The sequence below is a fragment of the Nocardia brasiliensis ATCC 700358 genome, from assembly GCF_000250675.2.
GTDB lineage: Bacteria > Actinomycetota > Actinomycetes > Mycobacteriales > Mycobacteriaceae > Nocardia > Nocardia brasiliensis_B.
The window spans coordinates 9,230,527-9,244,157 of the sequence record NC_018681.1; the positions used below are offsets into that span (position 1 = coordinate 9,230,527).

The 13,631-nt window shown below is 68.5% G+C and carries 12 protein-coding genes; 8 read left to right on the forward strand and 4 right to left on the reverse strand.

Annotated elements, in window-relative coordinates; translation table 11 throughout:
* Positions 1-174: 174 nt before the first annotated feature.
* Together O3I_RS41370 and O3I_RS41375 are read left to right on the forward strand one after the other, a co-directional pair.
* Positions 175-633, forward strand: a complete 459-nt coding sequence (locus O3I_RS41370; RefSeq protein ID WP_014989044.1) for a GyrI-like domain-containing protein — start codon at positions 175-177, stop codon at positions 631-633.
* 9 nt (positions 634-642) lie between these two features.
* The gene (locus tag O3I_RS41375) at positions 643-1,068 is read left to right on the forward strand and encodes a GyrI-like domain-containing protein (protein WP_014989045.1); all 426 of its coding nucleotides are present in this window, start codon (positions 643-645) and stop codon (positions 1,066-1,068) included.
* Positions 1,069-1,297: 229 nt separating this feature from the next.
* Here the strand turns inward: O3I_RS41375 and O3I_RS41380 are convergent, their stop codons facing one another.
* Both O3I_RS41380 and O3I_RS41385 read right to left on the reverse strand, forming a co-directional pair.
* Positions 1,298-2,395, reverse strand: coding sequence for an inositol-3-phosphate synthase (locus O3I_RS41380; protein ID WP_014989046.1), 1,098 nt, complete (start codon positions 2,393-2,395; stop codon positions 1,298-1,300).
* Positions 2,388-2,945, reverse strand: a complete 558-nt coding sequence (locus O3I_RS41385; protein WP_014989047.1) for a PadR family transcriptional regulator — start codon at positions 2,943-2,945, stop codon at positions 2,388-2,390. Before O3I_RS41385 ends, O3I_RS41380 begins: the two co-directional genes overlap by 8 nt.
* Before the next feature lie 170 nt (positions 2,946-3,115).
* Between O3I_RS41385 and O3I_RS41390 the strand changes: the two genes are divergently transcribed.
* The 3 genes from O3I_RS41390 to O3I_RS41400 all read left to right on the forward strand — a co-directional run bounded on the left by O3I_RS41390 (position 3,116) and on the right by O3I_RS41400 (position 8,226).
* Positions 3,116-3,535, forward strand: a complete 420-nt coding sequence (locus O3I_RS41390) for a DUF5318 domain-containing protein (RefSeq protein ID WP_158439950.1) — start codon at positions 3,116-3,118, stop codon at positions 3,533-3,535.
* A gap of 676 nt (positions 3,536-4,211) precedes the next feature.
* Positions 4,212-6,377: a transglycosylase domain-containing protein gene (locus O3I_RS41395; RefSeq protein WP_237748438.1), complete on the forward strand. Its 2,166-nt coding sequence runs from the start codon at positions 4,212-4,214 to the stop codon at positions 6,375-6,377.
* 73 nt (positions 6,378-6,450) lie between these two features.
* The gene (locus tag O3I_RS41400; RefSeq protein WP_141691840.1) at positions 6,451-8,226 is read left to right on the forward strand and encodes a glycosyltransferase 87 family protein; all 1,776 of its coding nucleotides are present in this window, start codon (positions 6,451-6,453) and stop codon (positions 8,224-8,226) included.
* Here O3I_RS41400 and O3I_RS41405 read toward each other — a convergent pair.
* Together O3I_RS41405 and O3I_RS41410 are read right to left on the reverse strand one after the other, a co-directional pair.
* Positions 8,208-9,836: a TerD family protein gene (locus tag O3I_RS41405; RefSeq protein ID WP_051066861.1), complete on the reverse strand. Its 1,629-nt coding sequence runs from the start codon at positions 9,834-9,836 to the stop codon at positions 8,208-8,210. The two genes, O3I_RS41400 and O3I_RS41405, sit on opposite strands and share 19 nt — an antisense overlap.
* 31 nt (positions 9,837-9,867) lie before the next feature.
* On the reverse strand, positions 9,868-11,280 hold the full coding sequence (locus O3I_RS41410; RefSeq protein WP_014989052.1) for a TerD family protein: 1,413 nt from the start codon (positions 11,278-11,280) through the stop codon (positions 9,868-9,870).
* 242 nt (positions 11,281-11,522) lie between these two features.
* On the opposite strand from O3I_RS41410, the gene O3I_RS41415 reads away from it, so the two are divergent.
* Genes O3I_RS41415 through O3I_RS41425 form a run of 3 tightly spaced genes read left to right on the forward strand, consistent with a single transcriptional unit; the run spans position 11,523 to position 13,625 of the window.
* Complete coding sequence (locus tag O3I_RS41415) at positions 11,523-12,146, forward strand: AIM24 family protein (protein WP_014989053.1); 624 nt, start codon at positions 11,523-11,525, stop codon at positions 12,144-12,146.
* Between the two features lie 10 nt (positions 12,147-12,156).
* Entirely contained in the window at positions 12,157-12,858 is a 702-nt protein-coding gene (locus tag O3I_RS41420; protein ID WP_014989054.1) for an AIM24 family protein, read from the forward strand.
* Positions 12,859-12,860: 2 nt separating this feature from the next.
* Positions 12,861-13,625: an AIM24 family protein gene (locus O3I_RS41425; RefSeq protein WP_014989055.1), complete on the forward strand. Its 765-nt coding sequence runs from the start codon at positions 12,861-12,863 to the stop codon at positions 13,623-13,625.
* Positions 13,626-13,631: the final 6 nt, after the last annotated feature.

Genomic DNA, 13,631 nt, shown 5'->3' on the forward strand with positions numbered 1-13,631 from the left:
ATGCGCTCGAACGACGACACAGCGGTGTGAGCGACAGGCCCGGAGGCGGCGACTTGCCTGACCACGACGGGCTTCGAAACGGAACACAGCGACCCGCGAACCGGCCCGGAGGCGCACCACGAAGGGCCAGGGAGCGCCGCAATTGGAGACAGACGAGACATAGGGGCTACGCCGGTGGATTTCAATGTCGTTGACCAACCCGAGACGCTGGTGGCGGGCACGGTACTGCGCAGCCCGGCGCTCGCGGTCGAGGGGCCGCGCCGCGCGAAAGTCGAAGAGGCGTGGAAGCGCAATCTGGCGCGCCGGCTGCCCGGACCGCCGACGACCGCGTACGTCGACCACGCGCCGGAGATCAATTCGTATCTGACCCACATCGTGGGTTATCGCTGCCGCAGCCTCGACGACTTATTGCCCGGCGACGTACTGGCGCGGGTGCCCGCGGGACGGTTCGCGCGGTTCATCGCCAGCGGTGACAACCTCGGCGACACCATCGTCTACATCTGGCGCTCGGTGTGGGACGCCGAGGCCGCGGGCCGTTTCGTGCGGTCCTATACCGGCGACTGGGAGCATTATCCCGACGCGCGCACGGTCGAAGTGTTCGTAGCGCTGGCAGACGATCAGGTCGACGGGTAGGAACAGACTGTGGACTTCGAGATTGTCACGTTGGACGAGAGCCTGGTCGCCGGATTGACGGTCCCGCTGGCCGGGCGTGAGGTGACCGCCCGCGACCTCGACCTGGTGAACTTCACCTGGGACCGCTACCTCGCGCGGGAGAAGAACGTACCGCGGGTGGCCGCCTACATCGGCCAGAACGATCATGCGGTCGCGGTGCTCGGTTACGAGATCACCGGCATGGCCGAAATGGACGCAGGCGACGTGCTCACCCGCGTCCCGCAGGGCCGCTACGCCAAGTTCGTCGTCTCCGACAAGCCCTACGACCTGCTCCGCACCGCCTGGGCCCAGGTCCGCAAGGCCGAAAGCGCCGGCACCATCACCCGCTCCCACACCGCCGAGCTCGAGCGCTACACCGGCCCGACCTCCGTAGAGGTCTACGTTTCCCTCGACTGAGTCGCCACCACTGGCCGAGCCCCGAAAACGTAAGCCGCCCGGAGGAATACCCCTCCGGGCGGCTCGCTCATCGATATCTTGCCCCGCACAGCGCGAGCCCGACGAGCGCGTTCATGGCCCGTCTCGCGTCCGAGCGGACGAAGCGCACGCGCCGCAGGCGCAAGTCTCGTCCGCTCGGACGCGAGACACCAAGGGGCCATGAACACGCCGCGGCCACGCGGCCGATAACTCAGCCCTCGATGATGAAGGCTTCCAGTTGGGCGCGGGCGATGTCGTCGGCCAGCTGCTTCGGCGGGGACTTCATCAGGTAGGCCGAGGCCGGGATGACGGGGCCGCCGATGCCGCGGTCCTTGGCGATCTTCGCGGCACGCACCGCGTCGATGATGATGCCCGCCGAGTTCGGCGAATCCCACACCTCGAGCTTGTACTCCAGGTTCAACGGCACGTCGCCGAAGGCGCGACCCTCGAGCCGGACGTAGGCCCACTTGCGGTCGTCGAGCCAGCCGACGTGATCGGACGGGCCGATGTGCACGTCGTTGGCGCCGAGCTCCTTCTTCAGGTTGCTGGTGACGGCCTGGGTCTTGGAGATCTTCTTGGACTCCAGGCGCTCGCGCTCGAGCATGTTCTTGAAGTCCATGTTGCCGCCGACGTTCAGCTGCATGGTGCGGTCGAGCTGCACACCGCGATCCTCGAACAGCTTGGCCATGACGCGGTGCGTGATGGTCGCGCCGACCTGGCTCTTGATGTCGTCGCCGACGATGGGCACGCCCGCCTTGGTGAACTTCTCGGCCCACTCCGGGTCGGAGGCGATGAACACCGGCAGCGCGTTGACGAACGCGACGTCGGCGTCGATGGCGCACTGCGCGTAGAACTTGTCGGCCTCTTCCGAGCCGACCGGCAGGTACGACACCAGAACGTCGACCTTGTTGTCCTTCAGCACCTTGACCACGTCGACCGGCTCGGCTTCGGACAGCTCGATGGTCTGGGCGTAGTACTTGCCGATGCCGTCCAGGGTCGGACCCCGCTGCACCACCACGTCGCTCGGCGGCACATCGGAGATCTTGATCGTGTTGTTCTCGCTGGCGAAGATCGCCTCGGCGAGGTCGAAGCCGACCTTCTTGGCGTCCACGTCGAACGCGGCGACGAACTTCACGTCGCGGACGTGGTACTTGCCGAACTTGACGTGCATGAGGCCGGGCACGGTCGCGGTCTCGTCCGCGTCCTTGTAGTACTGCACACCCTGGACCAGCGAGGAGGCGCAGTTGCCCACACCCACGATGGCGACGCGAACTTCGGTGGCGTTGTCAGCCTTCTGTGCTTCACTCATGGCCGATATTTCCCTCTTTCTGTGGTGCCGCCTTCGTCGATTGCTCCGCCGCAATCAACTCGTTGAGCCAGCGCACTTCGCGCTCGCTTGATTCGAGTCCGAGCTGATGGAGTTGCCTGGTGTAGCGATCGAGCGACCCGCTGGCCCGCTTGATCGCCTCCCGCAGCCCTTCTCGGCGCTCTTCGACCTGGCGCCGCCTGCCCTCCAGAATCCGCATCCGCGCTTCCGCGGGGGTGCGGCTGAAGAAGGCGAGGTGCACGCCGAAGCCGTCGTCTGTGTAGTTCTGCGGTCCGGTGTCGGCCAGCAGTTCGCTGAACCGCTCCCGGCCCGCAGGCGTCAGTTGGTAGACCCGGCGCGCACGGCGCGCGACCACGCCCGCCGGGATCTCCTCCGCGATCAACCCGTCGGACTGCATGCGGCGCAGCGTGGGGTAGAGCGACCCGTAGGAGAAGGCACGAAACGCGCCGAGCAGGCCGGTCAGCCGCTTGCGCAGCTCGTAGCCGTGCATGGGCGATTCGAGGAGCAGCCCGAGGATTGCCAGCTCGAGCACCGGGCTTCACCTCCCTGACTATGTACAGACCTAATTGATGGATGCGACTCCAAACTATATCGGAGCGATATAACCGTGCACAGCCCCGCTCGATATAACCCGCGATCTACCGGCTTTCTCATACCCCTGAGCCGGGGCACCCCCCCGGCAACACCGCTACTCTGGTTCTCGTGCGAATCCAGCGGCAAGTGGTCGACTACGCCCTCCGGCGGCGATCTCTGCTGGCCGACGTGTATGCGGGCCGTGTCGATGTCGCCGAGGTATGTGATGCGAATCCCTATCTCCTGCGTGCGGCGAAGTTCCATGGTCGGGGGAGCGAGGTCACATGCCCGATCTGCCGGAAAGAACAGCTCACGCTTGTATCTTGGGTCTACGGCGATGGTCTGGGACCGATGGCGGGTTCGGCTCGCACCCCGGAGGAGCTGGCGCGTCTCGATGAGACTCGCGAAGAGTTCTCGGTCCATGTCGTCGAGGTGTGCCGGTCCTGCAGCTGGAATCATCTGGTGCAGTCCTATGTGCTCGGTACCGCGCCGGCGCCCACCCGCCGCCGCACCGGAACCCGAGCCAACCGGCGCACCGCAGCCGAATGAAGTGCCTGGTCATCTGCCCGTCGGGTGACTCGCGGAGCCGTAACGGGTCCGCCGCGGTCCGCGTGACCGCACCGAGCCACCAGCAACGTCACGAGTTATGGAGATCTTGTCAGTGAATTCGCCCTACGAGACTTCCCCCTACGGCGATGACCCGAACGGCGGCCGTGCTCCGCGGAGTTCACATCCAGGTCCCAACCCGTACCAGAACCCCCGTCCCGGGCCACCGCCCGGCGCGCGTCCGGGTCCGCCGCCCCAGCGTCCGGCCCCGTACCCGGGCGAGCTGCGTGGCCCGCAGCCACAGCGCCGCCCCGGCCCGCCCCCGCCACCGCAGCAGCGGCCGCCGCAGGGGCGTCCCGCGCCCGGCGCGCCGAACGGACCGCAGGCGACCCAGCGGATCGAACGCGCCAACCTGCCCAACAACGCGGTGGCCGAACGCAATCGGCGCGGCGCACCGCCCACCGGCCCACGTCCGGCCGAACGCGCCCGCCGCGTCGGCGACCCGGCCACCGGCACCGGCGAACGTCGTAAGACCGCGGGCGGACCGCCGTCCGGCCCGCCGCCACGGCGTAACGGCGGCTCCGGTGACGGTTCCGGCGGTGGCTCCGGCAAGCGTCCGGGGCAGAAGAAGAAATCACCGTGGCGGATCGTGCGGCGCGTCATCTACGTGCTGATCGCGATGATGATCCTGATCCCCAGCGGCGTCTTCCTGATCGCGTACACGACAGTGTCGGTACCCCAGCCGCAGGATCTCAAAACCAATCAGGTGGCGACCATCCTCGCCGCCGACGGCGAGTCGGTGATCAGCAAAGTCGTTCCGCCGGAAGGCAACCGGACCGACGTCACGATCGACAAGATCCCGCCGCACGTGCGGTACGCGGTGATGGCCGCCGAGGACCGGGACTTCTACTCCAACCCGGGCTTCTCGATCTCCGGTTTCGCGCGCGCGGCCCGGGACAACGTGCTCGGCCGGGAGAGCGCGGGTGGTGGTTCGACGATCACCCAGCAGTACGTGAAGAACGCCCTGGTCGGTGACGAACGCTCGCTCACCCGCAAGATGCGCGAGCTGGTCATCTCGGCCAAGATGGCGCGCCAGTGGAGCAAGGACGAGATCCTCGCCGCGTACCTGAACACCATCTACTTCGGTCGCGGCGCGTACGGCATCGACGCCGCGGCCAAGGCCTACTTCGGCAAGCCGGTGCAGGAGCTCACGCCCGCCGAGGGCGCGGTGCTCGCCGCCACCATCCAGCAGCCGTCCGGCCTGGACCCGGAGAAGAACCCGGAGGGCGCGAAGACCCGCTGGAACTACGTGCTCGACGGCATGGTCTCCGGCGGCAACCTCTCCGCCGCCGACCGGCAGGCGATGCAGTACCCGCAGGTGGTCCCGGTCGCCACGACCAAGGACAAGACCCTCGACACGGGCCCCGAGGGCCTGGTCAAGTCACAGGTGCTCAAAGAACTGACCGCGGAAGGCATCAGCGAGCAGCAGCTCAACACCGCGGGCCTGTCGATCACCACGACGATCGACCCGAAGGCGCAGAAGGCCGCGGTCGACGCGGCGCAGAAGAAGATGCAGGGCGAGCCGGAGCAGCTGCGCACCGCGGTCGTTTCGGTGGATCCGAAGACCGGCGCGGTGCGCGCGTACTACGGCGGTGAGGACGGCCAGGGCTGGGACTTCGCCAACGCGGGCCTGCAGCCGGGTTCGTCGTTCAAGGTGTTCGGTCTGGCGGCGAACCTGGAGCAGGGCGTGCCGCTGTCGCAGCTGTACGACAGCTCGCCGCTCACGGTGAACGGCATCAAGATCACCAACGTGGAGGGCGAGCAGTGCGGTATGTGCACCATCGCCGAGGCGCTGAAGCGCTCGCTGAACACCAGCTTCTACCGGATGCAGATCGACATGGGCAACGGCCCGAAGAAGATCGCGGACATGGCGCACAAGCTCGGCATCCCGGAAGCCATTCCCGGCGTGCCGAAGACGCTGACCGAACCCGACGGCTCCGGCCCGAACAACGGCATCGTGCTCGGCCAGTACCAGGTGCGTGCGCTCGACATGGCTTCGGCCTACGCCACGTTGGCCGCGTCGGGCACCTATCACAAGCCGCACTTCGTGCAGAAGGTCGTCACCGCCGACGGTCAGGTGCTGCTCGATCGCGGTGAGGTCGCGGGCGAACCGCGCGTCTCGGCCGCGGTGGCCGACAACGTCACCGCCGCGATGAAGCCGATCGCGGCCTGGTCGCGCAACCACAACCTGGCCGGCGGCCGGGAGTCGGCCACCAAGACCGGTACCGCCCAGCTCGGCGACACCGGAGAGAACAAGGACGCCTGGATGGTCGGCTACACCCCGTCGCTGTCCACCGCGGTCTGGGTGGGCAGCGTGGACGATTCGCCGCTGCGCAACTACGGCGGCGGCATGATCTACGGTTCCGGCCTGCCCTCCGATATCTGGAAGGCCACGATGGACGGCGCCCTGCAGGGCACGCAGAACGAGACCTTCCCGAAGCCGGCCCCGATCAAGGGCCAGGCGGGCGTGCCGGAGTGGTCGGCGCCGTACACCCCGCCGTCGACCACCGAGGCGCCGTCGATCCTGCCGCCGATCTACATTCCGCCGACGATCGACACCCCGTTCGGCCCGATCCCGCTGCCCGGCGGCCAGCCGCGGCCGCAGCAGCAACAACAGCAGCAGCCGCGCAGCGAGCAACCCGAGAAGCCGGACGCCGGTCCGCTCCCGGGCCAGCCGGTGGCCCCTTCGGACGGATCGTCGCCGACCGCCACCGGTGCGCCGCGCCCGGGCGCCAACGGGCAGGGCGATACGAACGGAACTCCCCCGACCACGCGCAGCAGGTAGGTCTGGTCGGGTGACCAGGGGGGAACAGGTGCGCGACGCACCCGACGGTGATCGCCCGGTAGCCTCGGGTGCCGTGACTGATCAGCAGCTGGTGGATCAGCGGGCGAACGGGAGCGGACCGCACGCGAGTGAGGTGCCTTCCAGCACGGCGTATTACGCCGCTCCCGGCCCGCTCGCGCCGGACCTGCGCTCGGCCGACGCCCGCGATCGGCCCAGTCGCAACGACTCGCTGACCGCACAGCTGTCCACCGTGATCGGCGGCCCGGTCGGTGAGCACGCGCTGATCGGCCGGGCCCGGTTCTGGACGCCGATGCGCGTGCTGCTGGCCTTCACGGTCGTGTTCCTGGCGTTCGGCTGGTTCGGCAAGGCGGGCTGCATCCAGCAGACCACCACCGCCGACGGCACGCTCACGCTCGATTGGAACAACGGCCGCCAGTACGTCGCGATGTGCTACTCGGACACCGTGCCCCTGTATGGCGCCGAGCGGCTGAACGAGGGTGCGTTCCCCTACAAGAAGTTCTGGGTCGAGCAGACACCCGACGGTGGCCGCGAGACCAGGTACATGGAGTATCCGGTGCTGTCCGGTCTCTACCAGTACCTGTCGATGCGAATCGCCAAGGCCTGGGACATGACGCCGCTGCCGGGCGCGTTGCAGGTGGTGATCTACTTCAACGTCGTCGCGATCGGCCTCGCGCTCGCCTGGCTGGTCACGGTGTGGGCGAGCGCGCAACTGGCCGGGCGCCGGGTGTGGGACACGGCGCTGGTCGCCTGTTCACCGCTGGTGATCGTGCACATCTTCACCAATTTCGACGCGCTGGCAACGGCTTTGGCCGCGACCGGCCTGCTGGCCTGGGCCCGCAGGCGACCCGCGCTGGCCGGGTTACTGCTCGGGCTCGGCGGCGCCGCCAAGCTGTATCCGCTGCTGTTGCTCGGCCCGATCGTGCTGCTGTGCCTGCGCACCGACCCGATGCAGCGCATGCCGAGCACCCAGGCCGGCCTGCGGCTGCGTGATATCGACAGCGTCGCGGCCGCACTGGACTGGGTGCGGGAAACGCCGTACCGGGTGCACCTGCTCGGCGCGCGCCCGCTCGGCGCCGCGGCGGTCACCGTCGCGGCCGCGCTCGGCACCTGGATCGTGGTGAACCTGCCGATCGCCGCGCTGTACCCCACCGGATGGCGAGAGTTCTTCCGGCTCAACACCTCCCGGCACGCCGACCCGGACTCGATCTACAACGTGATCACCTCGTTCACCGGCTGGGCCGGTTTCGACGGGGAACTCGCGCACGGCGAACCGCCGGTGATCCTGAACGCGGTGTCGCTGCTCGCGTTCATCGCGGCCTGCGTGGCGATCGGCTACATCGCGCTCACCGCGCCGCAGCGCCCCCGGCTCGCGCAGCTCTGCTTCCTGGTGGTGGCGGCGTTCCTGCTGACGAACAAGGTGTGGAGCCCGCAGTATTCGCTGTGGCTGGTGCCGCTGGCCGTGCTCGCGCTGCCGCACCGCCGCATCCTGCTCGCCTGGATGACCATCGACGCCCTCGTCTGGGCGCCACGCATGTTCTACTACCTCGGCCTGGACAAGAAGGGCCTGCCCGAGCAGTGGTTCACCGGCACCGTCGTGCTGCGCGACCTCGCGGTGATCGCCTTGTGCGCCTTGATCGTTCGCCAGATCTATCGCCCCGGCGAAGACCTGGTGCGCCGCGATTACGTGGACGACCCGATCGGCGGCATCGTCGACCGCGCGCCCGATCCGCTGCTGCCGTGGCTGCCCGAGGTGCTGCGCCCCCGGGTGGCGCCCACCCGCGAATGGCAGCCGCAGGTGGACGCGTCCGCTCAGTGGGTGCGCAGGTAGCGCGCCAGCCGCTCCGGTTCCTGGTTGAGCAGATCCAGGTCGAGCTGCCACGGGCTGCCGGTCCACGGATCGAACAGCGGTGTCCCGGCCACGGTCGGCAGGTGCCGGCACGATTGCGAGAGCATCGCGACCGTGGTGTCGGTGGAGTCGGATTCGTCACTGCCGACGATCACCGTGGACAATCCGATCAGGTCGCCGCGCATGATCAGCGAGCCGATCCGTTGCGCGTCCGAACTCTGGTAACCGTGCGGGAAGTCGGCCGCGATCAGGATCCGGTGCTCGCTCGGCGGGCTGCCCATACCGCTGGTGAACGCGAGTTCGGCCAGTTCGGCGGACTGGGCCAGTTCCTGTAGCCGCGCGGAGATCTCCGTGTGGTCGGTGATCGGCGGGCCGTTCAGCACCGGTGCGAGCGGTTCGGTGAAGCTGGTGAAAGCTCCGGTCAGATCGATGATGTCGACCACGGTGCGCCGGCCCGGCGCCGCGGTGAGCAGCCGGGCGAGCAGCGCACCGACCACCGGCGCGACCGCCCGCGACGACTCGGTATCGATCCACAGCGGCCTATTCAGCGGCACCGGAACGCAATACGGCACCCGCAGCGCACCGCGTTCTTGCGCGTACAGCTCGCCGAGCCGGATGCCGTCGCTGGGCGCCACCGGCTTGTCCCACGCCGGTGCGTCCCAGGACGCCAGCGCGGGCGGCAACATCAGGTCGGCATCGGCGAGCTCGCGGAGGAGCTGTTCGCTGTCGCGCTGATGATTACGCTCTGCGGTGGCGATCAATTCGTCGTTGCGCTGCTGGGCGGCGCGGCGTGCCGCGTCGGCGGCCGGAGTGTTCCTGGTCGCGGGATCGGAGACGGCGGCGGACAATTCGTGATCGAGCCGTTTGGCCGCGTAGTCCCGCGCGGAGACCAGCGCCGCCGCCGAACGAGCGGCGTCCTCGAAGATCATCCACAGCCGTTCCAGGCCGTGTCCGACCTCCGTCGGCATGGCGGTGACCGAACGGGCCTCGCTCGCCATCGGCCCGGCCATGGTGTGCGTGACCGGGCCGGAGCGGGACACGTCCGCCGGCTGGGGCACGCCGCCGGTCTGCGCGGCCGAACCGGTCGGGGCGGCCGGGTCGGTGGGCTCGTCCTCGACGTCGACGCCGTGCGCGGTCAGCAGCACCGCGAGCCCGCCCGCATAACCCTGACCGACCGCGCGCAGCCGCCACTCGGGCCCGCGCCGGTACACCTCCAGGCAGATCAGCGCCGCCTCACCGGCGGCCGGGGCCACCACGAATTCCGCTGCCGCCGAACCGTTCTCGGACAGCGTCGCGGTCACCGTGCCGAGCCCGCCCGGCCCCGCGGGAACCGCGGGGTCGGCGCTGACCACCAGCAGCACCGCCTTGGCGTCGGCGCGGACCTCGGCGAGCGTGACGGTCACCTCGGCGTCGGTCAGCGCCACGCCCGCGGTGGCGGGCTGGTTGTAGAAGACGAAATCGTCCGAGGAGAACACCTTCAGGTTCTCGGCCACCACCAGCGCCGAAACATCCAGTGCCGCTTCGGCGTGCGCGCCGAACCGGACGATATCGCCGGTCAGCGGCATATTCTGACCGGCTTTGAGTTGAATCACGTTGTCTGCCTTGCTGTCCGCGCTGCCGAACTCAACCGTGCTGCAGGAACCGGCCGAGGTGCGGCATCGCCTCGCCCGGATGCTTCGCGGCGAAGCCCTCACCGAGCGCCTGCATCTTCCAGTCGTTGCCGACCCGGAAGACCTTGGCCATCGCCATCGCGGTGAACGGCATCCCGCCGGCCATGGTGTACCTGGCCAATTCGGCGTTGTTGGAGCCGTCGACCAAGCGGCAGAACGCATTCTGGATCTGCTCGAAGGTGTGGCCCTTGTACGAGGTCACGATGAACACCAGCGTGCTCACGTGCGCCGGGATGCGGGTGAGGTCGACCAGGATCACCTCGTCGTCGCCCTCGCCCTCACCGGTGAGGTTGTCGCCCTGGTGCCGGATCGAGCCGTCCTTGGAGGTCAGCTGCCCGTAGTAGGCGACGTCCACCGGGTTCATGTCGGCGAACAACACCACCGACGCGTCGAGGTCGACGTCCACGGTGCGGTTGCCGAACATGCCGCGGCTCTTCACCGGATCCCAGCCGAGGCCCATCTTGACGAAGGTCAGGGCGGTGCCGCCCTCCTTGCGCAGGGTGACCCGCTGCCCCTTGGTCAGGCTGACCGGGCGGTCCTTGCTGAGGCTGACCTCGGCCGGGGGCTGCTGCGGGGGCGGTGCGACCGGTTGCCCCGGCTGCTGGAAGCCCTGGGGCTGGCCCGGCGGCGGATACTGACCGCCCGGGCCGGGCGGCGGGTAGCCGGGTCCCGGCGGCGGGTAACCCGGGCCGGGCGGCGGGTAGCCGCCCTGCGCGAACTGCGGGTCCTGCTGCGTCGGGTACGCGGGCGTGGTGGGCGGCGGGTAATTCGGCTGCTGCTGCGGGGGCGGCGGCTGCGTCGGGTACGCGGGCGGCGGCGGAGGGGGCGGCGGGGCGGCCTGGGCGGCGGGCTGCGCCGGCGAATCGTCGACCGTCACGCCGTGGTCGGTGACCAGCGCGGCGAAACCGCCGGCGTAGCCCTGGCCGACGGCACGCACCTTCCAGCTGCCCTGCCTGCGGTAGAGCTCGAGCGCGATCACGATCGACTCGCTGCTCAATCCGTCGATCTGGTACTCGTACAACCGATTACCGGCCGTGTCCGACACGATCGCGGTCGGCGCGGGGAACCGGCCGAAGTTGCTGTTCGCGTCGTCCAGCGTGATCACCGCGCGGATCTGATCGATCTCCGGCGGCACCGAGTTCAACGACACCGCGAGCGAGGCGGGCTGTCCGGCCGGCGCGGGCTGCAGGTTCACCCCGGGGCCGCTCGGCTGGTTGAAGAAGACGAAGTCCGCGTCGGAGCGGACCTTGCCCGTTTCGGTGACCAGCAGCGCGGACAGATCCGCCGGCGCCGTGAGCTGGATGGACACCACCACGTCGTTCGTGGCCAACGGACCGTTTTGGCCCTTGGCGAGTGTTGCGGACAAGTTCGACCCTTCGCTTGTCGGTGCGTTCGATGCCACTCTACGAGAAACGTGCGGGACACGGTTCAGGTAAACGCCGCCCCGGCCCCGTCAGTTCTGCGGGCATACGGCCTGCATTCACCCCGGACGGACCGGATCTGTGGATAGAATCCGTCGCGCTGCGCCTATCAAGGTGACGAAACGCGGGCGGAATGTGGCGCGATTACCCCATATTCACTGACAAGAACAGCAGGGCAGACACCCACATGGCGCAACTTTTCGAACAATCCAAGAAGGTGATCGAGGCGCACCTCGCCGGAACCAGCCTCCGCGCGATATCCGGCTCGATGGTCGCCTACGAGGGCAACGTGCAGTTCAAAGCGGCCGGTTTCGGCGGCGGCGACGGCGTGATCGCCGGACTCAAGCGCCGGGCCACCGGCGAAAAACTCTCGCTGATGGAGTGCTCCGGCAACGGCCGGGTGTTCTTCGCGGTCAACGGCCAGCACGTGACCGTGGTGAACCTGAACAACGAGACCCTCCAGGTGGAATCGCAGCAGCTGCTCGCATTCGCCGGCAACCTGCGCACCGATGTGCGCTTCGCCGGCCTGCGGGGCGCGTCGACCGGCGCCGGCCTGTTCACCACCACGGTGTCCGGTCAGGGTCAGGTCGCCCTGTTGTCGGCGGGCGGCCCGCTGATCCACCTCGAGGTGTCGCCGCAGTATCCCCTGGTGGTCGACCCCGACGCGTTCGTCGCGGCGCGCGGCAACCTCAATCAGTCGTTCATCACCGATATTTCGTGGCGGACCGCGGTCGGCCAGGGTGCCGGCGAGACGTTCTCGCTGCGCTGGGACGGCCAGGGCGTGGTGTTGATCCAGCCGGCGGAACGGTAAGGGCGAGTACATGTTCGAGAAAGTCAACGGCAAGGTCGTCAAGGTCAACGTCGGGATGTCGGGCGGCGTGGTCGCTCGCACCGGCGCGATGCTGTTCTACACCGGCGACGTTTCCTTTGCGCCGCACCAGATTCCGGGCGGTCAGGGCATGGGCGGCGGCGGTGGGCTGATGCGCATGGCGGGCCGCATGATGGCCGGCGAGCACGAACGCACCATGCTCGCCCAGGGCACCGGCGAGGTGCACTACGGCTACGCCGGGCTGGAAGTCCACGTGGTGCACATGCAGCCGGGTGCGACGCTGCGGGTCGAGGCCTCGCGGCTGCTGGCGAACACCGCCGGGTTGCAGAGTTCGATTGTCTCCGTGATGAGTTCGGGCGGGGGCGGTGGTGGTGGCGGCGGACTCATGGGCGCGTTGCGCGGCGCCGCCTCCGGTGCGCTCACCGGGCAGGGCATGTTCACCACCCAGCTCTCCGGTCAGGGCTCGGCGGTGCTGCTGGCCCACGGCGGCTTCCTGGAATTACAAGTGGGCGGCCCGAATCCGATCGTGGTCGATCCGCAGGCCTTCGTCGCCGCGTACGGCAACGTGCAAACCGAGCTGAAGACGGCACTCAGCTGGCGCGACGCGGTCGGCCGCGGTGCGGGCGAGGCGATGCAGTTGCATTGCGTCGGACAGGGTGTGGTGTACGTGCAGGCCTCCGAAGAGAAGTTGTGACCATGGCTGACATCTTGAACCCGATGAATCTCGGGGACAGCGACAACATTCCGGGCAACAGCTACGCGTACTGCATCGACCTGAACAAGCCCTGGTTCATGCGCAAGGGCGCGATGATCGCCTACTACGGCGACATGCGATTCCAGACGCTCACCCACGGCCTGCAGGGCGGGCTGCTGCACATGGTGTCGCAGCAGTTCTCCGCGCCGCTGTTCACCGGCGACTACGTCGTCGCCGAGGGCCACGGCAAGCTGATCATCGGCGACCGCGGCTACGACATCAATTCCTATGACCTCGAGGACAACGGCAACCTCACCATCCGCGCCGCCAACCTGCTGGCGTTCGAGCCCGGCCTGTCGCTGAACCAGTCCATCGTGCCCGGCTTCCTCACGTTGATCGGCACCGGCAAGTTCCTCGCCTCCTCCAACGGGCCGGTCATGTTCGCCGAACCGCCGCTGCGGGTCGACCCGGAATCCCTGGTCGGCTGGGCCGACTGCCCGTCGCCCAGCCATCACTACGATCAGCGCTGGATCGGCAGCTTCCTCGCCGCGGGTGCGGCCCGGTTCGGCGTCAATTCCGGTGAAGAGCGCCAGTTCGATTTCACCGGCGCGGGCACAGTGCTGATCCAGTCCAGCGAGAAGGTGCTCAGCGACGAAATGCTGGTCCGCACCATCGAGGGACAGATCCAGAGCGGTATCACGCCGCCCGGTCTGCAGCGGCTGCAAGCCACCATCATGCAGCAGCTCGGCAACCAGCAGCACTACTGATCGACC

Coding starts and splice junctions, on each gene's coding strand:
- O3I_RS41380 (WP_014989046.1), bottom strand. CDS start 2,395: ATGAGTGAAGCACAGAAGGCTGACAACGCCACCGAAGTTCGCGTCGCC.
- O3I_RS41395 (WP_237748438.1), top strand. CDS start 4,212: ATGATGATCCTGATCCCCAGCGGCGTCTTCCTGATCGCGTACACGACA.
- O3I_RS41415 (WP_014989053.1), top strand. CDS start 11,523: ATGGCGCAACTTTTCGAACAATCCAAGAAGGTGATCGAGGCGCACCTC.
- O3I_RS41420 (WP_014989054.1), top strand. CDS start 12,157: ATGTTCGAGAAAGTCAACGGCAAGGTCGTCAAGGTCAACGTCGGGATG.
- O3I_RS41425 (WP_014989055.1), top strand. CDS start 12,861: ATGGCTGACATCTTGAACCCGATGAATCTCGGGGACAGCGACAACATT.